Raw genomic sequence first — 17866 nt, 5'->3', positions numbered from 1 at the left:
CAGGTTGAGTGATTCAGCAACCTCAGTCTGGCCTCAGACCTGGTCGCTATCCACTCCCCATGGAATCTTCGTCGCAAGGGCTCCTCGCAATGACGGAGGAAGGCTGCGCGAGCGCGCAACCCTACGGCCGCAGATAGAGATAACCCTGCGACTGAAGCTCGGCCAGGCGGACCACGCCGCCTTTTTCCGCGCTGACGAAGCCCGGCAAGAGATCCGTAAGCGTGACGTTCTGCGCCTTCATCGTGTTGCCGCAGGCGGCGAGCTCGACGCCGTCCTTGGAGAAATCGCTGACGCGCTTGCTGATGTCAGGGTTGGCCTGCGTCCCGTGAAACGCCTTCAGCGCCGGTCCATGGATCACCAGCGCGATCGTGACATGATCAGGACCGCCGACGCCGTCGATGTGGTTCTGGATGTTGCCGAGCACGAAATTGACCTTCTCCGCGTCGCTGAGGTGATAGACCACCTTCAGCTTGTTGCCCGTGCTCGCTTCGGTGGCGGCTTGTGCACGCGAGGCGCCAAGCGCCGCGCCCACCGCCGAGACGGCGCTCCACAGGATGTTCCGGCGGTTCATGACGATCTCCTTCGATTGCGCCCGAGACATATCATTTGTGGCGGAGCGCGGCGACTTCCTTGCGATCGGTCACGAGCGAGGCGCACTCTCGGGCGTCAGTGCGGTCAAGGCGGAAGATCCCGTCGTCGGCGCCGGCGACCAGCGATTGCTCGGCGTCGTCATCCGGCTTGTTGTTCTGCCAGACCCTGACCCGCACCAGCCGCACGACGGCCGATTTATCGTCCTTCGACAGCGCAACCCCGATGCTGCCGCCCTCGCAGTCGACGCCGCAGCCGAGGCGGACATCGTTCCCGTCCTTCACAAACGCAACATGGCTACAGGAGCCGCCGGAATTGAAATCGCCGCTACGATGGCGATATTTGAAGCCGAGCCGGAAGGAATTGTGCAGCTGCTTGTCCTCGCTGTCGAATTCCGCGGAGACCAGCAGCTTCATCAAGGCGACTTTCTGCTTGGGATGCCGCGCCAGGTGTTCGGCATCGTAGCGGCGGACGAAGCAGGCATAAGCCTTGTTGCCGGGCGTGCCTGCGTACATCCGCGCGTTGAAGGTCTCGGCCTCGGTCTTGCCCGCCTCGCGGATGTCTTCGGCCTCCTCGGCCCGGGCGGCGCCGATGAACGTGGCAAAAATGACGGCAGCAACAAAAAGGGAGAACTTCATGATGGCCTCGAACGCCGCAGCTGAGCTGTCAGCTGTAGACGCGGCCCGGGTGCGACGCGTTCAACGTCGCGCGTCCCTGACATGATCATCGCTGGGACGGAGCGAGCTGATAGTTCCATGCAGGGCGTTAGTCGTCGCGGGGATCGTGAAGGTTCAATCGAGGTGGCGCTGTCGCCTTTCGGAACTCGATGCCTGCGATTCCTTCGACGTTGCCCCGCTTCATCGATGTGATAGCCTTCACAGACAGACGCGTTTGGAAGTCGTAAGCTGGGACTGCCTTTGTAGTTGGTGGAGTCCCCCCGCGATGGGCGAAATTCGCAACTTCAGATCCGGGAATGACGAGCCGCCTTCACACGGCCCCATGCCTCGTCGTCTCGCCGCGATCATTGTCGGTGATATCGCTTCCTACAGTCGCCTGATGCAGGCCGACGAGGAAGGCACGCACGTCCGCGTCAAACGGATCGAACGGGATCTCATCCAGCCCAGCATCGTCGAGCACCACGGATCACTGGTGAAGACGACGGGCGACGGCTTCATCGCGATTTTCGACAGTCCCGTCGAGGCTGTCCGATGCAGCATCGTCATTCAGCAGAACCTCATCGGCCGCAACGCATCGCTCGCGAAAGATACCCGGATCGAATACCGGATTGGCGTCAATCTGGGTGATGTCATTGTGGAGCCGGACGATGTCTACGGCGATGGCGTCAACATCGCGACACGCATCGAAGGCATTGCGGAGCCTGGTCAGGTCTACATCTCGGGCGCGATCTACGAGCAGATCAAGCACAAGGTGGTGTGCGGCTATGAGTCGCTCGGGGACCGTAAGGTCAAGAACATCACGGATCCCGTGCGCATCTATCGCGTGCTGCCGGACGCAAATGCGGTCGGCACGACGCGAGGCCGGCGCGAGAATACCCTCATCTTTCTCTTGAGCATCACGCTGCTGGTCATTGCCGCCGGCGTGCTCTGGTACCTGCTGACGCAGCCGATCAGGACGAACGAGCAGGCGGCCACGCCGGCCGTCTCTCCCAGCGTGTCCCCGATCCCGCAGCCTCCGCCGCGCGAAGCGGCGACCCCGACACCGCAACCGTCGCCCTCGTTGGCCTCATCACCTTCGCCGTCCGCCCCGGCGCCCGACCAATCGGCAACGGCTGTCCGAGAACCCGAATTGATCGCCATTCGCGGCGGCAGCTTCGCGATGGGAAGCAATGAAGATCCGACCGAACGACCTGTCCATCAGGTCACGATCAAACCCTTCTCGATCGGAAAATATCCGGTGACCGTGCAGGAATGGAACGAATGCGCGGCCGCGAAGGTATGCGGCTTCACGGCCATCGGCAAGGATGATGCGCCGGTCACCAATGTGAGCTGGTCAGACGCACAACAATATGCGGCCTATCTCGTGCGGTCGACGAAGAAGCCCTACCGGCTTCCGACCGAAGCCGAATGGGAATATGCCGCGCGCGGCGGAACGCAGACAAAATATTGGTGGGGCGACAAGCTTCAGCAAGGCATGGCCGGTTGCAAGGATTGTGGTGACCTCGCGGCCGAGCAGCCCGCGAAGGTCGGTAGCTTCAAGCCGAATCCGTTCGGACTGCATGACATGGGCGGCGGCGTCGATCAATGGGTCGAGGACTGCTGGCACAAAACCTATCAGGGCGCGCCCGGTGACGGCTCGGCATGGAGCAGCGGGGACTGCAGCGCTCATGTCCTGCGCTCAGGCTCCTGGAAGAACGATTCGAGATATGTGCGGCCGTCCAACCGCGATGGCTACGATACCAATGTCCGTTATCCGACGCACGGATTCCGCGTCGCGCTCAGTCCTTAAGTGCTGGAGTAGGTTTGATGCAAATCCTTCGCTGCATCGCGCTATCGACGGCGCTTGCATTGCTTCCGGGTGTCGCTTGTTCGCAAGGCAAGACCGCCCCCAAGGACGCAAAACTCTATTTCATCACCCCGCATGACGGACAGAAGGTGCGCGGCGGATTTCTGGTTCGGTTCGGCTTGCGGAACATGGGCGTGACGCATGCCGGCGACGACTACCAGAACGCCGGCCATCATCATTTGCTGATCGACGTCAACGACCCCGTCGATCCCAAGGAGCCGATCTTGCAGGACAAGTCGCATCTGCATTTCGGGGCAGGGCAGACCGAAACCCTTCTCGACCTCCCGCCCGGAACGCACACACTTCAACTCGTGCTCGGCGATGCCAAGCACTACCCATTCGAGCCGCCCGTCGTGTCGGACAAGATCACGGTGCGCGTCAGGCCGTTGCCTCAGCGCGGCAAATGATCACCGCAGGCTGGCGTTGAACTTGTCCAGCGTCGCCGAGCCTGGGCACAGCGTGTCCGCTTCCAGCGTGTTGAGCGGCGTCTCCACCGTGTTGAGATGCTCGTGCAGATCTTCCGCGTCGGGATCGACGTAGAGCAGGCCGGTGACGATCTGGCCCTTGGCGGCGTGCTTCTGGAGGAAGGTCTGGGCACCGAGCCGGTCATGCGGATCGTAGTCGGCGTCGATCTTGCGCAGTGCGATCTTGCTGCCGTCATGCTGCTCGACCATCTGCACCGTGCCTGGTGCGTAATCCACCGCGATGGGATCGCGGCCGACCAGCACGTCGAGCCGGTTCACCGCGTCATTGTGCTCGCGGACATAGTCGAAGCTCTTGGTCGAGCCGGCGTGGTTGTTGAAGGCGATGCAGGGGCTGATGACGTCGATGAACGATGCGCCCTTGTGGCCGATCGCCGCCGCGATCAGCGGCACGAGCTGGGTCTTGTCGCCGGAGAACGAGCGCGCGACGAAGGTGGCGCCCAGCTGCAGCGCGATCGCGACGAGGTCGATCGCGTTGTCGGTGTTGGTGGCGCCCTTCTTGGATTTCGAGCCGCGGTCGGCGGTCGCGGAGAATTGGCCCTTGGTCAGGCCATAGACGCCGTTGTTCTCGACGATATAGGTCATGTTGACGCCACGCCGGATCGAATGCGCGAACTGGCCGAAGCCGATCGATGCAGAGTCGCCGTCGCCGGAGACGCCGAGATAGATCAAATCGCGGTTGGCGAGGTTGGCGCCGGTCAGGACCGACGGCATGCGGCCATGCACGGTGTTGAAGCCGTGTGAATTGCCGAGGAAGTAGTCCGGCGTCTTCGAGGAGCAGCCGATACCCGAGATTTTTGCCACCCGGTGCGGCTCGATCGAAAGCTCGTAGCAGGCCTCGATGATCGACGCCGTGATCGAGTCATGGCCGCAGCCGGCGCACAGGGTCGAGATCTTGCCCTCGTAGTCGCGATGGGTGTAGCCGAGCTCGTTCTTCTTGAGGCCCGGATGATGGAATTTCGGCTTCGCAATGTAGGTCATGACACGGCCTTGCGGAGCGGGGTCACCTTGAGGTGATCCTGGTGGTCGCCAATGGCTTTTGCGATGAAGCGGGCGGTGATCGGCGAACCGTCGTAATGCACGATCGGCACGAGCCGCACCGGGTCGATGCCGTTCTCGTTGACGATGAGCTGGCGCAGCTGGCTGTCGCGGTTCTGCTCGACCACGTAGACGAAATCGTGTTCGGCGAGGAAGCTCGCCACGCTCGAGTGGAACGGGAAGGCGCGGATGCGCAGGCGGTCGAGCTGATGCCCGCGCGTTTCCAGCAATCCGATCGCCTCGTCCATCGCCGGCGTGGTCGAGCCGAAATAGATCACGCCGTATTTGGTCGGCCGTTCCGCATTGGCCTGCAGCGGCCGCGGCACCAGATCCTGCGCGGTCTCGAACTTGCGCATGAGACGCTGCATGTTGTCGGCGTAGACCGAGCCTTCCTCGGAGTACCGCGCATAGCGATCACGCGAAGTGCCGCGGGTAAAATAGGAGCCCTTGGTCGGATGCGTGCCGGGATAGGTGCGGTAGGGAATGCCGTCGCCGTCGACGTCGAGATAGCGGCCGAAGTCACGGCCTTCGTCCAGCATCTCCGCGGTCATGACCTTGCCGCGGTCATATTGCTTGGCGTCGTCCCACTTCAGGGGACGGCAGAGCCGGTGGTTCATGCCGATATCGAGGTCGAGCATCAGGAAGATGGTGGTCTGGAGCCGCTCGGCGAGATCGAAAGCGGCGGCTGCAAATTCGAACGCTTCAGCCGGATCTTCCGGGAACAGCAGCACATGCTTGGTGTCGCCATGCGAAGCATAGGCGCAGGCGATGACGTCGCATTGCTGGGTGCGGGTCGGCATGCCGGTCGAGGGACCGGCGCGCTGGATGTTCATGATCACGGCCGGGATTTCGGCGAAGTATGAAAGGCCGATGAACTCCGTCATCAGCGAGATGCCGGGGCCGGAGGTCGCGGTGAATGCGCGCGCGCCGTTCCAGGAGGCGCCGATCACGATACCGATTGAAGCCAGCTCGTCCTCGCCCTGCACGATCGCGTATTTCGCCTTGCCCGTATCAGGATCGTGCCGGTACTTCTTGCAGTGAGCGGTAAAAGCCTCCGCCACGGACGAGGACGGCGTGATCGGATACCATGCGCACACGGTGGCGCCGCCATAGACGGCGCCGAGCGCGGCGGCGCTGTTGCCCTCGATGAAGATGCGGTCGCCGACCTTATCGGACTTCTTCACCCGCAGCCCGGTCGGGCATTTCAGGTTCTGCAGCGCCCAGTCGCGGCCGAGATGCAGCGCGTGGACATTGGAGGAGAGCAGCTTCTCCTTGCCCTTGTACTGCTCGCCGATCAGCTGCTCGATCAGTTTCGGGTCCATGTCGAGCAGCGCCGAGAGCGCGCCGAGATAAATGATGTTCTTGAACAGCTGGCGCTGGCGCGGATCGGTGTAAGTCGAGTTGGTGATCGCGGTCAGGGGGACGCCGATCACGGTGATGTCGTCGCGGAATTTCGTCGACGGCATCGGCTTGGTGGAATCGTAGAACAGATAGCCGCCCGGTTCGATGCCGGCGACGTCCTTGTCCCAGGTCTGCGGGTTCATCGCCACCATCATGTCGACGCCGCCGCGGGCGCCGAGATGGCCGTGTTCGGTCACCCGCACCTCGTACCAGGTCGGCAGCCCCTGGATGTTGGAGGGGAAGATGTTGCGGGGGCTCACCGGAACGCCGTGACGCAGGATCGCGCGCGCGAACATCTCGTTCGCGCTGGCCGAGCCCGATCCATTGACGTTGGCGAAGCGGACGACGAAGTCGTTTACGCTGCTGATCGGCTTTTTGTCGGACATGCTGAACCTGCGTAAGTCATCTCGATGAAATATTTTTGCATGTCCCAGGCGCCGGTGGGACAACGCTCGGCGCACAGCCCGCAATGCAGGCAGACATCCTCGTCCTTGACCATCACGCGCCCGGTCTTCAGGTCGCTGGAGACGTAGAGGTCCTGGTCCGGACGGGGCGAGGGCGCTTTCAGGCGCTGGCGCAGATCGGCCTCTTCGCCATTCTCTGTGAAGGTGATGCAATCCATCGGGCAGATATCGACGCAGGCGTCGCATTCGATGCAGAGCGAGGTCGAGAACACCGTCTCCACGTCGCAGTTCAGGCAGCGCTCGGCTTCGCCAAGCGCCAGCTTGACGTCGTAGCCGAGCTCGACCTCGGTGCGAATGTCCTTCAGCGCGATCACCTTGTCGCGATGCGGCACCTTGAAACGCTTGTCGTTGGAAATGTCGTTGTCATAGCTCCATTCGTGGATGCCCATCTTTTGCGATGAGACATGCACCTCCGGCAATGGCCGTTCGGTGATGTCCTCGCCCGAGAGCATCCTGTGGATCGACAGCGCGGCATCATGGCCCTGCGCCACGGCCCAGATGATGTTCTTCGGTCCGAACGAGGCGTCGCCGCCGAAGAACACTTTTGGATTGGTCGATACGAACGTCTTCGGATCGACCTTGGGCATGTGCCATTTATCGAACTCGATGCCGCAATCCTGCTCGATCCAGGGGAAGGCATTCTCCTGACCGACCGCGATCAGCACGTCGTCGCATTCGATGGTCTGGTCCGGCTCGCTGGAGGGCACGAGGTTACGGCGGCCCTTGGCGTCGTATTCGGCCTTCACTTTCTGGAAGGTGATGCCGGTGAGCTTGCCGTTGTCGTGGACGAAGGCGACGGGGACGAGAAAGTTGAGGATAGGGATGTCCTCGTGGAGCGCGTCTTCCTTCTCCCAAGGCGAGGCCTTCATCTCCTCGAAGCCGGAGCGCACGACGACCTTCACCTCTTCGCCGCCGAGGCGGCGCGCGGTCCGGCAGCAATCCATCGCGGTGTTGCCGCCGCCGAGCACGATGACGCGCTTGCCGATCTTGTCGGTATGACCGAACGAGACCGAGGACAGCCAGTCGATGCCGATATGGACGTTGGCGTCTGCTTCCTTGCGTCCGGGGATGTCGAGTTCGCGTCCGCGCGGTGCGCCGGAGCCGACGAAGATCGCGTCATATTTCTCCGCGAGCAGCGCCTTCATGCTCTCGATGCGATGGCCGCCTTTGAAGTCGACGCCGAGATTGAGGATGTAGCCGGTCTCCTCGTCGATCACCGAATTGGGCAGCCGGAACTTCGGGATCTGCGAGCGCATCATCCCGCCGGCCTGGGGGTCACCGTCGAACACGGTGCAGTGATAGCCGAGCGGCGCGAGATCGCGCGCGACCGTCAGCGAGGCTGGGCCGCCGCCGACGAATGCAACACGCTTGCCGTTTTTCGCCGAAGGCCGCGGCAGGCGCTGCGTGATATCGTCCTTGAAGTCGGCGGCGACGCGCTTGAGGCGGCAGATCGCGACCGGCGTTTCCTCGACGCGTCCGCGGCGGCACGCCGGCTCGCATGGACGGTCGCAAGTGCGTCCCAGAATTCCGGGAAACACGTTCGATTTCCAATTGATCATGTAGGCGTCGCTGTAGCGGCCTTGGGCGATCAGTCGGATGTATTCGGGGACGGGGGTATGTGCAGGACAGGCCCATTGGCAATCGACCACTTTGTGAAAGTAGTCGGGGGCCGCGATATCGGTCGGTTTCATTCCTACCCTGTCCGCGCAGGCCCAAAGACCCCCGCGGCCTTTTCTTGAGCTTGGCGAACGCTAACTCGCTTCGATCTGGTTTCTGAATGACGTCATTGGGTTAGCTTATTAGAACCCTTCCGAAGTACAACGGCAAATTTTCGCGCTTCCCCTCTTTCATGGGAGCTCCGCGCGCACAGCATTAACGGCCGCGCGGGTATGCGGCGGTGCAGCATGTTGCGATGCGTCCGATTGCTTTAATTGTGAGCGATGTCGCTCTTCGCGAGGTCCCACATGAGGCTGTAGGTGCCGACCGACACAGGAAGCGGGAATGGCGCCGCGGCCGGGCCGGTGAAGCGCTCGGCGATCAAGGCCGAGACCGCGCTGACATGCGTGCCGTCGACCAGCACGAACCAGTCGCGCGCTCCTTCGTTGCGCACCGCCGGAATGTCCGCGGTCGCGCCTGACAATTCGGGTTCGCTCTCGAGCAGATGCATGGAGATGATGCCCTCGCGCTGTTGCGGCGCCAGCTTTTCTTGCAGCGCGTCACGCCATGCCCCGGCATTCTCAGGCGTCGGCCGCAGTCGCACCACGCCGAGCGCAGCTCCGCGCCCGGTACCATCGCTGATGGTGATACGCGCGACAACGCGGAGCATGTCCTTGAAATGCGCCATGTTCCGCCGCGACCATTCGGTCTGATTGGCGAGCCGCGCCCGGTAGGCGGGACTGTCGAGCACGTCGAGCGTTTCGGTCGAATACAGGGAGAGATATTTGGGATTGGCGGCGTGAGCGACATAGCGCCGCGCCTCGAGGAATCCCTCGATCGCGACGCGCTCTTCCAGATGCTCGCGATCGTACCAGCGGTTGAAATCGGCTTCGTGTGCCGCGTCGATGTTCATCGACGTCAGCAGCATGCCTGTTCCGGCGAGCGGCATTTTGTTGTTGTCCTTCCCATCCACACCCTCATGGTGAGGAGCCACGAAGTGGCGTCTCGAACCATGAAGGCCCGGCTTTCGCATCTCGGCCTGCATCCTTCGAGACGCGCTCCTTCGAAGCGCTCCTCAGGATGAGGAGATAGATCTATCGCGCGGCCTTCGAGGCGAGATCCGCGATCGACTTCATGACCGCGTCTCGCACGCCGGCATCATAGAGTGAATGTCCGGCTTCTTCCACGATGCGAATCTCGGAACCCGGCCACACTTTCGCGAGCGCCTGAGATGTCTCAGGAGGGCACAGCAGATCGTAGCGTCCCTGGACGATGATGCCCGGAATGCCATCGAGCTGACCGGCGTTCCGCAGCAACTGGTTCTCGGACATGAAGCTGTCCTGGACGAAATAATGCGCCTCCATGAATGGCGTCGCAGGCAATGTGCGCCACACATTCAGCGAGGCCAGGTCGATCCGCGTCTTTGCCGCCTTGTGCTCGGACAACGCGCGCTCGGTATCATGCCACGCGCGCGATGCTGGGCCGTGCACAGCGGGATCGGCATCGAGGATGCGGCGCCAATAGGCGTCCACCGGCCGCTCGCGCTCCCCGACCGGCAGCACGCTCAAGAAATCCTCGTAGAGCGCGGGATAGAACTGGGACAGGCGCGAGTTGAAGGCCGTCTCCACTTCGGCTCGCGTACCCAAAAACGTCGCGCGTAGCGCGATGCCGGAGACGCGCTCGGGATGCGCCTGCGCATACGCCAGCGCCAGCGTTGCGCCCCAGGAGCCGCCGACCACCATCCAGCGTTCGCAGCCGAATTTTTCGCGGATTTTTTCCATGTCCGCGATCAGGTGCGCCGTGGTGTTGTGCTCGCGCGATCCCTTCGGCCGGCTGCGGCCGCAGCCGCGCTGGTCGAACAGCACGGCATGAAAACGGTCGGGATCGAACAGCCGGCGATGGTCGGGCTGGCAGCCGCTGCCGGGGCCGCCATGCAGATAGACCGCAGGGATTCCGTCAGTGCGGCCGGTGCTCTCGATATAGAGCTCGTGGCCGTCGCCGACGTCGAGCATTTCGGAGGTCAGCGGCGCAAAGGGATCGGTACGTTTGGCGGATGCGGCCGCGTCGGCGTCAGGCACCATTCTCGGATTCCAGAGTGCCGCCGGCGAAATTGCGATAGAGGAAGCGGTTGGTTTCGCCCTCGGCTTCGCGCTCGGCCTGCTTGAAGATGGTCTCGTGCAGCGGCGACAGCGCGCAGGCCGGATCGGTGTTGGCGGCGTCGCCGGTCAGCGCAAAAGCCTGGCAGCGGCAGCCGCCGAAATCGATCTCCCGGAATTCGCACGACTTGCACGGCTCCTTCATCCAGCCGGTGCCGCGATAGCGGTTGAAGGCGTCCGAGTTCTGCCAGATCCAGGCGATCGAATGGTTGGAGCGCACCGATTCGAAGTCGAGCCCGGTGATGCTCTCGGCGGCGTGGCAGGGCAGCACCTTGCCGGCCGGGGAGATGTTGAAGAACTGCCGGCCCCAGCCGCCCATGCACTTCTTCGGCCGCAGCGCGTAATAATCGGGCACGACATAGTCGATCGTCAGCCGGCCCTTGAGCCGCTCGCGCGCCTCCTCGACGGTGCGGGTGCACTCGTCGAGCTGCGCCACCGTCGGCATCAGCGCGGCGCGGTTCTTCAACGCCCAGCCGTAATATTGCACGTTGGCGACCTCGAGCCGGTCGGCGTCGAGATCGATCGACATCTGGATGATATCAGGAAGCTGATGCAGGTTCTGCCGGTGCATCACCGCATTTACGGTGAGCGGCAGGTCCAGCTCGCGCGTCCATTTTGCCACTTCGAGCTTCTTGTGGTGCCCGCCTCTGTAGCCGCCGACGCGATCGGCGAGGGCTTCTTCAACGCCCTGGAAGCTGATCTGCACATGGCACAGCCCGGCATCGGCCAGCTCGCTCAGCCGCTCGCGCGTCAGCAGCACGGCGGAGGTGATGAGGTTGGTGTAGAGGCCGACGTCGCTGGCATGCTTGACCAGCTCGACGAGGTCTTTGCGCGCGGTCGGCTCGCCGCCCGAGAAATGCACCTGGAGCACGCCGATCTCGGCGAGCTCGCTCAGGACTTTCTTCCATTCCTCGGTGGTCAGCTCCTTGCCCGAGCGGTCGAGTTCGACCGGGTTGGAGCAGTAGGGGCATTGCAGCGGACAGCGATGCGTGATCTCGAGCAGCACCGCGAGCGGAATGCCGAATGTTTCCGCCGTAGAGCGCTGCTTTTCGAGCACCGCGAGGCTGTCGCTGGCGTCAGGCGGGACGGTGGGATTGCCGAGCACATCGCTCATGACGTCTTCTCCCGGGCCTCCGTGAGAAAGCCCTTGTCGGCGAGATCCTGCAGCATGGCGATCACGTCGGTGAGGATCGCATCTCGCGGCGCGGCGTATTTCGCGGCCAGCTGGTCGGAGATGTCGCCGACATTGCGCTCGCCGTCGCAGAGCTGCAAGACCTCGACCGCGATCTCGTCGGGCGCCAGCACCCGTTCCGGCGCCAGGATCACCCAGACTTTTCGCGTTTCGTCATACTTCAGCTTGGCGTGCCGCGGCAGAACCGGCCGGCTCGTCTCGCTGACGCTGATGTTACGCGGCCCGGCCATCGGTTGTTCCCTCAGCTCGCCTTTTCGTGGTCTTGGGGCACGAACGCGCCCGGCGGAATGTGGCCCTCGACATAGGCGTGTTGGAGCGCGTCGAGCTGCACCCATAGCACGTTGGTCTTGAAGATCAGCGCGTTGCAGACCAAGGCTCGCTGTTCCGGCGTCCTCGCATGCGCCTTGACATAGTCGAGCGCGAAGCCGGCGTCGCGCGGTGCCTGCGCCAGCCGCCGCTTGAAGTAGCTCATGGTGTCAGGATTGACGAAGTCGTAGTGCTCCAGCATGCCGGAGATGCGCTCCTCGTGCAGGTTCGGCGCAAACAATTCGGTGAGCGAGGAGGCGATCGCCTCCAGCGGGCTCTTTTCGCGGCAGTAGTGGACATAGGCTTCGACCGCAAAGCGCGTCGCCGGCAGGATGCCTTCGGTCGATTCCACATAGGCCGTGTCGAGCCCGAGACCGTCGGTCAGCTTGAGCCAGCGCTCGATGCCGCCCTCAGAGCCGATATCGCCGTCATGGTCCTCGATGCGATGGCGCCATTCCAGCCGGGTGGCGCGGTCGCGGAAGCGCGAGATCACCACCGCGTCCTTGATCGGGATCGTGCTCTGGTAATAGTACCGGTTGAGCGCCCAGGCCTGCACCTGGCCCTTGTTCAGCTTGCCGCCGTGCAGCAGCTTATGGAACGGATGCAGGCTGTGATAGCGCGTCGCCCCGATATGGCGCAACGTCGCCTCCAGCTCCTCGGCGGAGTTGAGCTTGATGTCCTTGCCGATCGAGAGCGAGGTCATTCCAGTCAGTGACGCGGCATTCACAGCACGATCTCCGTTCCGTCAGCGGGTATCTGCCAGCCCGCCGCTTCAGCGGCCTTGCGCTCGGGTGATGCGGGCAGCAGCGCCGGATTCGAGTTATTGATATGCAGAAATATCTTCCTGTCGAGTGTGAGATCGGCGAGCCGCGCAATGGCGCCATCGTCGCCGGACATCGCGACATGGCCCATGCTCTTGCCGGTCTTATGGCTAAGCCCGGCCCTGATCATCTCGTCGTCCTGCCACACCGTGCCGTCGAAGAACACCAAAGCGGCGCCGTCGATCTCGGCCTTGAGCGCGTCGGTGACCTCGGCGCAGGCGGCGATGAAGTAGAAGTACTTGCCGGTCGATTTGTCGGTGATCTTCAATCCCAGCGTATCGCCGTCGCCGCTCTCGCCGCCCGGATGCGCCTTGCCTTCCAGATACCAGGCCGATTTGCCCGAGACCGCGAAGGGCAGCACCTCGAGTCCTGAGCGCGCCCCGTCCGGCAGCCGCGGCTCGAACGGCTCATCGATGTCGATCGGCTGACGCCGCACGTTCTTTTCGTTCAGCACGTTGAAGATGCTGTTGGCCTTCAGGATCGCCAGCACCTTCTCATGCGCATAGACCGTGAAGGGCGAGCCCTCGCGCATCGACAGCAGGCCTGCCACCGCGTCCACTTCGCTGTTGGTCAGGATCACGCCTGCGATCGGGGTGTGGCGCAGCGCGCCTGTCTTCGGATGCAGCTGTGGCGTGGCATTCAATTGCTGGCGGAGGTCGGGGGAGGCGTTGATCAGGAACCAGTGCTCGCCGTCGCCGCTGAAGGCGACCGAGGCCTGGGTTCTCTGGAGCTCCTGGCCGTTTTCACGGGCCGCCCGGCAGCCCTCGCAGCCGCAATTCCACTGCGGCACTCCGCCGCCGGCTGCGGCGCCCAGGACGACGACGCGAAGCATGATCCGTCTCCTGGAAGGAACGCTGCGAGGTGGATCTCAGGCCAACACAGTTTCCGTCGTTCGGAAACCTGCCGTGACCGAGAGACCCACCTGCGCTGAACGCAGATCGCCAGCCGCTTACTTGCGGGTGGCGCTCACATACATGTTGATTTCCATGCCACAGGGCACTTCGACGATCTTCGGGGCTTTCCAGGCCATTTCGGCTCTCCATTTTCGCGAATTCGGACGTATCCGCCCACCCCTTAAGTTAGTGCGGGCGCAAAAGTTCGCTAGTGAAATCTTCCCGATAAAGCCATGTTGCGGCGCGAAATATCGGGGTTGGAACACCGCTTTTGATAAGGCAGTCTTGCGCCAAGAGGCATTCGGCCGCGAACGCTGTCCTGATAAAGCAGTTGTGAGTGCAGTGCAGCTTTCAATCCGGTACAGGCGACCCAATTGGATCTCGGTGATGCCCAAATATTTCTTCAACACCCGCATCGGCAACGAACTGATCGTGGATCCCGAAGGGGAGGTCCTGCGCAATCCCGATCGCGCCTGGGAGGTCGCCCGCCAAATGATCCTTGAGGTCCTGAAATCGGAAGGCACCCAGCCGGCCCTGATGGAAGCGGTCATCGAGGTCACTGACGTCGAAGGCGAGATCGTGCTCGAATTCCCCTTCACCGAGGCGCTCCTCGACATGCCCGACCAGTCCGCTACGCGGCATTGAGCCCCCAGCTCTCTCCCCGTCACAGCAATGACGGAGGTATCCCTGCGAAATCTGCATGACTTTGCCGCGTTCCCGGGGCTAAAAGGGCCCGGTTATACGGAGCAAGCCATGCAAGATCTCTGGCGCCTGTCCGCCGCCGACCTCGTCACCCTCGTCAAAGCCAAAAAGGTTTCCGCCAGGGAAGCCGCCAAGGCCGGCCTCGCCCGGCTCGATGCCGTCAACCCCAGCCTCAATGCCGTGATCGATCATCGGCCGGAGGACGTGCTCAGGCAGGCTGATGCCGTCGATGCGGCCATTGCGAGGGGTGAGGACCCCGGCGTGCTGGCCGGCGTGCCCGTCACCATCAAGGCCAATGTCGACCAGGAGGGCTTTGCCACCACCAACGGCCTGAAACTCCAGCGCGACCTGATCGCGCGCGAGGACAATCCGGTGGTCGCCAATTTCCGCAAAGCAGGCGCCATTCTCCTTGGGCGCACCAATTGCCCGGCCTTCTCCTATCGCTGGTTCACCACCAATCTGGTCCATGGCGATACCAAGAACCCGCGCGACGCCTCGCTGACGCCGGGCGGCTCGTCCGGCGGCGCCGGTTCGGCGGTCGCGGCCGGCATCGGCCATATCGCCCATGGCACCGACATTGCCGGCTCGATCCGCTATCCCGCCTATGCCTGCGGCGTGCACGGCCTGCGTCCGACCCTGGGCCGCATTCCCGCCTTCAACCCGGCGCTGCCCGAGCGTCCGATCGGGCCGCAGATCATGGCGGTGTCGGGACCGCTGGCGCGCACCGTCAATGATCTCAGGATTTCGCTCGCGGCAATGTCGGCCCGCGACATCCGCGACCCCTGGTTTGTGCCGGCGCCGCTGGAAGGCCCCGCGCGGCCGAAGCGCGCCGCGCTCTGCCTCAACCCTGACGGGCTTGCGACGGCTCCCGAGGTGAAGGCGGCCGTCATCGATTCCGGCAAGCGGCTGGAACGCGCCGGCTGGACCGTCGAAATGATCGAGAACACCCCGCCGATGCGCGAAGCGGTGGAGTGGCAGACAAAACTCTGGCTCGGCGACGGCTATGAGGCGCAGCTCGAGATGGCCGAGCGTGAGGGCGATCCCGGTGCGCTGGCGTGCCTCCGCGGCAACCGCGCCAGAGTCACGCCGATGGACCAGGCGAATTACGCCAAGGCGTTGACCCGCCGCGCCGCGCTGACCCGCGAGTGGATGCTGTTCTTCGAGACATATGCCGTGCTGCTGACCCCGGTGTCGGGCGAGCTGCCGTTCCCGGATCATCTCGACCGCAAGGACGATGACTCCTTCAAGCGCGTCTGGGAGGCGCAACTGCCGCAGATCGCGATTCCCTTCATGGGATTGCCGGGCCTCGCGGTCTCCACCGGTCTCGTCGGCAAGGCGCCGGTCGGCGTGCACATCGTGTCCGGCCGCTATCGCGAGGATCTTTGTCTGCTCGCAGGCGAGGCGATCGAGGCGGGCGGCGTGCCGCCGTCGCCGATCGACCCCGTGGGTTAGCGATGTCTGCGATCTACGACTTCAAGGCCAATTCGCTTGCGGGCGAGGAAGTCGCCCTGAAACGTTTCGAAGGGCAGGTGCTCCTGATCGTCAACACTGCGAGCAAATGCGGCTTCACGCCGCAATATCGCGGGCTGGAGGATATTCATCGCGAGCTCTCGCCGCGCGGTTTCTCGGTGCTCGGCTTTCCCTGCAACCAGTTCGGCGCGCAGGAGCCGGGGCCGGCGAGTGAGATCCAGGCGTTCTGCTCGACCCATTACGACGTTACCTTCCCGCTGTTCGAGAAGATCGACGTCAACGGCGCCCATGCGCATCCCTTGTATGAGTACCTGAAACGCCAGCAATCCGGACTGTTGGGCGCCTCCATCAAATGGAATTTCACAAAATTCCTGGTCGATCGCGCCGGCAAGGTGGTTTCGCGCTATGCGCCGACCGCGCGGCCCGAAGGATTGCGGCAGCAAATCGAGACCCTGTTATGAGCGAGACAATCATGAGCGACGAATTTCCGGACCGCCTCTCGGTCAATCCGAACAGCCCCCATTACAACGCGGACATCCTGGCGCGCGACGTCGGCATCCGCTTCAAGGGCGTCGAGAAGACCAATGTCGAGGAATACTGCATCAGCGAAGGCTGGGTCCGCGTCACCGCCGGGAACGCCAAGGACCGCCACGGCAACCCGCTCACCATCAAGGTGCACGGCCCGGTCGAGCCGTATTTCAGGGACAAGAAGTAGAACTCGCCGCGCTCTCTCCACTCGTCATTGCGAGCGAAGCGAAACAGTCCAGAATCTTTCCGCAGTGACAGTCTGGATTGCTTCGTCGCTTCGCTCCTCGCAATGACGAAAGTAAAAGGTCCCCCATGTCCGTCCGCATCGTCGACGTTCGCGAGATCACGAAACCGATCTCTTCGCCGATCCGCAACGCCTATATCGATTTCACCAAGATGACGACGAGCCTGGTTGCCGTCGTCACCGACGTCGTCCGCGACGGCAAACGCGTCGTCGGCTATGGCTTCAACTCCAACGGCCGCTACGGGCAGGGCGGCCTGATCCGCGAGCGTTTTGCCTCGCGCATCCTCGAGGCCGATCAGAAGTCGCTGCTGAATGCGGCCGGTAACAATCTCGACCCCGACAAGGTCTGGGGCGCGATGATGACCAACGAGAAGCCGGGTGGCCATGGCGAACGCTCGGTCGCGGTCGGCACCATCGACATGGCGGTGTGGGATGCGATGGCGAAGATCGCAGGCCAACCGTTGTTCCGCCTGCTGGCCGAGCGTCATGGCGTCCAAGCCAATCCGCGCGTGTTCGTCTACGCCGCCGGCGGCTACTACTATCCCGGCAAGGACCTCTCGATGCTGCGCGGCGAGATGCGCGGCTATCTCGACCGTGGCTACAACGTCGTGAAGATGAAGATCGGCGGCGCGGGAATCGAGGACGATCGCACGCGTATCGAGGCGGTATTGAAGGAAATCGGCAAGGACGCGCAGCTTGCGGTGGACGCCAACGGCCGCTTCGATCTAGAGACCGGGATCGCCTACGCCAAGATGCTGCGCGATTATCCGCTGTTCTGGTACGAGGAGGTCGGCGATCCCCTCGACTACGCACTGCAGGCTGCGCTCGCCGAATTCTATCCGGGGCCGATGGCAACGGGCGAAAACCTGTTCAGCCACCAGGACGCCCGCAATCTGATCCGCTACGGCGGCATGCGGCCCGATCGCGACTGGCTGCAATTCGACTGCGCGCTGTCCTACGGCCTGTGCGAATACCAGCGCACGCTGGAAGTCCTGAAGACCCACGGCTGGTCGCCAAGCCGCTGCATCCCCCACGGCGGCCACCAGATGTCGCTCAACATCGCAGCCGGCTTGGGCCTCGGCGGCAACGAGAGCTATCCCGACCTGTTCCAGCCCTATGGCGGCTTCCCCGACGGCGTCCGCGTCGAGAACGGCCACATCACCATGCCCGATCTGCCGGGCATCGGCTTCGAAAGCAAGTCGGACCTCTACAAGGAAATGAAGGGGCTGGCGGAGTAGGCCGCGCTGGGGCCGCACACTCCGTCATTGCGAGCGTAGCGAAGCAATCCAGAATCTTTCCGCGGCTGGCAGTCTGGATTGCTCACATGGGGAATGTGTGTGTCAAGGAGAGCAGTCACCTTTTTGTTCGACTGCGGCCACCTCTTCGTCCCGACCGCGGGCTG

The 17866-nt window shown here is 63.2% G+C and carries 19 protein-coding genes; 7 read left to right on the top strand and 12 right to left on the bottom strand.

What is annotated here, in order from left to right; translation table 11 throughout:
• Positions 1-121: 121 nt before the first annotated feature.
• Together ABIB00_RS37525 and ABIB00_RS37520 are read right to left on the bottom strand one after the other, a co-directional pair.
• On the bottom strand, positions 122-571 hold the full coding sequence (locus ABIB00_RS37525) for a DsrE family protein (RefSeq protein ID WP_354107829.1): 450 nt from the start codon (positions 569-571) through the stop codon (positions 122-124).
• Positions 572-602: 31 nt separating this feature from the next.
• On the bottom strand, positions 603-1226 hold the full coding sequence (locus tag ABIB00_RS37520) for a hypothetical protein (RefSeq protein ID WP_354107828.1): 624 nt from the start codon (positions 1224-1226) through the stop codon (positions 603-605).
• 304 nt (positions 1227-1530) lie between these two features.
• Here ABIB00_RS37520 and ABIB00_RS37515 point away from each other — a divergent pair, with 304 nt between their 5' ends.
• Both ABIB00_RS37515 and ABIB00_RS37510 read left to right on the top strand, forming a co-directional pair.
• Complete coding sequence (locus tag ABIB00_RS37515; protein WP_354107827.1) at positions 1531-3054, top strand: SUMF1/EgtB/PvdO family nonheme iron enzyme; 1524 nt, start codon at positions 1531-1533, stop codon at positions 3052-3054.
• A 17-nt stretch (positions 3055-3071) separates the two neighbouring features.
• Positions 3072-3518, top strand: coding sequence for a DUF4399 domain-containing protein (locus tag ABIB00_RS37510; protein ID WP_354051977.1), 447 nt, complete (start codon positions 3072-3074; stop codon positions 3516-3518).
• On the opposite strand, the gene ABIB00_RS37505 is transcribed toward ABIB00_RS37510, so the two are convergent.
• The 10 genes from ABIB00_RS37505 to pqqA form a co-directional block, all read right to left on the bottom strand.
• Positions 3519-4574 carry a 2-oxoacid:ferredoxin oxidoreductase subunit beta gene (locus tag ABIB00_RS37505; protein WP_354107826.1) on the bottom strand — a complete coding sequence of 352 codons (1056 nt, stop codon included), beginning with the start codon at positions 4572-4574 and terminating at the stop codon, positions 3519-3521.
• Positions 4571-6418 carry a 2-oxoacid:acceptor oxidoreductase subunit alpha gene (locus ABIB00_RS37500; RefSeq protein ID WP_354107825.1) on the bottom strand — a complete coding sequence of 616 codons (1848 nt, stop codon included), beginning with the start codon at positions 6416-6418 and terminating at the stop codon, positions 4571-4573. Before ABIB00_RS37500 ends, ABIB00_RS37505 begins: the two co-directional genes overlap by 4 nt.
• Complete coding sequence (locus tag ABIB00_RS37495; RefSeq protein ID WP_354107824.1) at positions 6388-8187, bottom strand: FAD-dependent oxidoreductase; 1800 nt, start codon at positions 8185-8187, stop codon at positions 6388-6390. Before ABIB00_RS37495 ends, ABIB00_RS37500 begins: the two co-directional genes overlap by 31 nt.
• 236 nt (positions 8188-8423) lie before the next feature.
• Entirely contained in the window at positions 8424-9101 is a 678-nt protein-coding gene (locus tag ABIB00_RS37490; RefSeq protein WP_354107823.1) for a hypothetical protein, read from the bottom strand.
• A 145-nt stretch (positions 9102-9246) separates the two neighbouring features.
• Complete coding sequence (pip, locus tag ABIB00_RS37485; protein WP_354107822.1) at positions 9247-10233, bottom strand: prolyl aminopeptidase; 987 nt, start codon at positions 10231-10233, stop codon at positions 9247-9249.
• Positions 10223-11422, bottom strand: a complete 1200-nt coding sequence (gene pqqE, locus ABIB00_RS37480; RefSeq protein ID WP_354107821.1) for a pyrroloquinoline quinone biosynthesis protein PqqE — start codon at positions 11420-11422, stop codon at positions 10223-10225. The genes pip and pqqE overlap by 11 nt, the downstream gene beginning before the upstream one ends.
• Positions 11419-11730: a pyrroloquinoline quinone biosynthesis peptide chaperone PqqD gene (gene pqqD / locus ABIB00_RS37475; RefSeq protein ID WP_247339255.1), complete on the bottom strand. Its 312-nt coding sequence runs from the start codon at positions 11728-11730 to the stop codon at positions 11419-11421. Before pqqD ends, pqqE begins: the two co-directional genes overlap by 4 nt.
• Positions 11731-11741: 11 nt before the next feature.
• The gene (gene pqqC / locus ABIB00_RS37470; protein WP_354107820.1) at positions 11742-12533 is read right to left on the bottom strand and encodes a pyrroloquinoline-quinone synthase PqqC; all 792 of its coding nucleotides are present in this window, start codon (positions 12531-12533) and stop codon (positions 11742-11744) included.
• Positions 12530-13459, bottom strand: coding sequence for a pyrroloquinoline quinone biosynthesis protein PqqB (gene pqqB, locus ABIB00_RS37465; RefSeq protein WP_354107819.1), 930 nt, complete (start codon positions 13457-13459; stop codon positions 12530-12532). The genes pqqC and pqqB overlap by 4 nt, the downstream gene beginning before the upstream one ends.
• Before the next feature lie 117 nt (positions 13460-13576).
• Positions 13577-13657: a pyrroloquinoline quinone precursor peptide PqqA gene (gene pqqA, locus ABIB00_RS37460; RefSeq protein ID WP_007595659.1), complete on the bottom strand. Its 81-nt coding sequence runs from the start codon at positions 13655-13657 to the stop codon at positions 13577-13579.
• A 250-nt stretch (positions 13658-13907) separates the two neighbouring features.
• Between pqqA and ABIB00_RS37455 the strand changes: the two genes are divergently transcribed.
• The 5 genes from ABIB00_RS37455 to tarD all read left to right on the top strand — a co-directional run bounded on the left by ABIB00_RS37455 (position 13908) and on the right by tarD (position 17702).
• Complete coding sequence (locus ABIB00_RS37455) at positions 13908-14165, top strand: DUF6894 family protein (RefSeq protein ID WP_247339247.1); 258 nt, start codon at positions 13908-13910, stop codon at positions 14163-14165.
• 108 nt (positions 14166-14273) lie between these two features.
• On the top strand, positions 14274-15674 hold the full coding sequence (locus tag ABIB00_RS37450) for an amidase family protein (RefSeq protein WP_354107818.1): 1401 nt from the start codon (positions 14274-14276) through the stop codon (positions 15672-15674).
• Positions 15675-15676: 2 nt separating this feature from the next.
• Positions 15677-16153 (top strand): glutathione peroxidase, encoded by a 477-nt coding sequence (locus ABIB00_RS37445; protein ID WP_354107817.1) that lies wholly within the window; start codon positions 15677-15679, stop codon positions 16151-16153.
• On the top strand, positions 16150-16407 hold the full coding sequence (locus ABIB00_RS37440) for a DUF3297 family protein (protein ID WP_247442757.1): 258 nt from the start codon (positions 16150-16152) through the stop codon (positions 16405-16407). Before ABIB00_RS37445 ends, ABIB00_RS37440 begins: the two co-directional genes overlap by 4 nt.
• 125 nt (positions 16408-16532) lie before the next feature.
• Positions 16533-17702, top strand: coding sequence for a D(-)-tartrate dehydratase (gene tarD / locus ABIB00_RS37435; protein WP_354107816.1), 1170 nt, complete (start codon positions 16533-16535; stop codon positions 17700-17702).
• Positions 17703-17866 lie beyond the last annotated feature (164 nt).

The organism is Bradyrhizobium sp. LB14.3, from assembly GCF_040547985.1.
GTDB lineage: Bacteria > Pseudomonadota > Alphaproteobacteria > Rhizobiales > Xanthobacteraceae > Bradyrhizobium.
Note: the sequence above shows the minus strand (reverse complement) of the source record. Positions and strands in the feature narration are given on the sequence as shown.

Excerpts from the sequence above, each read along its gene's own strand:
- ABIB00_RS37525 (WP_354107829.1), bottom strand. The coding sequence starts at position 571 with ATGAACCGCCGGAACATCCTGTGGAGCGCCGTCTCGGCGGTGGGCGCG.
- ABIB00_RS37520 (WP_354107828.1), bottom strand. The coding sequence starts at position 1,226 with ATGAAGTTCTCCCTTTTTGTTGCTGCCGTCATTTTTGCCACGTTCATC.
- ABIB00_RS37515 (WP_354107827.1), top strand. The coding sequence starts at position 1,531 with ATGGGCGAAATTCGCAACTTCAGATCCGGGAATGACGAGCCGCCTTCA.
- ABIB00_RS37510 (WP_354051977.1), top strand. The coding sequence starts at position 3,072 with ATGCAAATCCTTCGCTGCATCGCGCTATCGACGGCGCTTGCATTGCTT.
- ABIB00_RS37505 (WP_354107826.1), bottom strand. The coding sequence starts at position 4,574 with ATGACCTACATTGCGAAGCCGAAATTCCATCATCCGGGCCTCAAGAAG.
- ABIB00_RS37500 (WP_354107825.1), bottom strand. The coding sequence starts at position 6,418 with ATGTCCGACAAAAAGCCGATCAGCAGCGTAAACGACTTCGTCGTCCGC.
- ABIB00_RS37495 (WP_354107824.1), bottom strand. The coding sequence starts at position 8,187 with ATGAAACCGACCGATATCGCGGCCCCCGACTACTTTCACAAAGTGGTC.
- ABIB00_RS37490 (WP_354107823.1), bottom strand. The coding sequence starts at position 9,101 with ATGCCGCTCGCCGGAACAGGCATGCTGCTGACGTCGATGAACATCGAC.
- pip (WP_354107822.1), bottom strand. The coding sequence starts at position 10,233 with ATGGTGCCTGACGCCGACGCGGCCGCATCCGCCAAACGTACCGATCCC.
- pqqE (WP_354107821.1), bottom strand. The coding sequence starts at position 11,422 with ATGAGCGATGTGCTCGGCAATCCCACCGTCCCGCCTGACGCCAGCGAC.
- pqqD (WP_247339255.1), bottom strand. The coding sequence starts at position 11,730 with ATGGCCGGGCCGCGTAACATCAGCGTCAGCGAGACGAGCCGGCCGGTT.
- pqqB (WP_354107819.1), bottom strand. The coding sequence starts at position 13,459 with ATGCTTCGCGTCGTCGTCCTGGGCGCCGCAGCCGGCGGCGGAGTGCCG.
- pqqA (WP_007595659.1), bottom strand. The coding sequence starts at position 13,657 with ATGGCCTGGAAAGCCCCGAAGATCGTCGAAGTGCCCTGTGGCATGGAA.
- ABIB00_RS37455 (WP_247339247.1), top strand. The coding sequence starts at position 13,908 with ATGCCCAAATATTTCTTCAACACCCGCATCGGCAACGAACTGATCGTG.
- ABIB00_RS37450 (WP_354107818.1), top strand. The coding sequence starts at position 14,274 with ATGCAAGATCTCTGGCGCCTGTCCGCCGCCGACCTCGTCACCCTCGTC.
- ABIB00_RS37445 (WP_354107817.1), top strand. The coding sequence starts at position 15,677 with ATGTCTGCGATCTACGACTTCAAGGCCAATTCGCTTGCGGGCGAGGAA.
- ABIB00_RS37440 (WP_247442757.1), top strand. The coding sequence starts at position 16,150 with ATGAGCGAGACAATCATGAGCGACGAATTTCCGGACCGCCTCTCGGTC.
- tarD (WP_354107816.1), top strand. The coding sequence starts at position 16,533 with ATGTCCGTCCGCATCGTCGACGTTCGCGAGATCACGAAACCGATCTCT.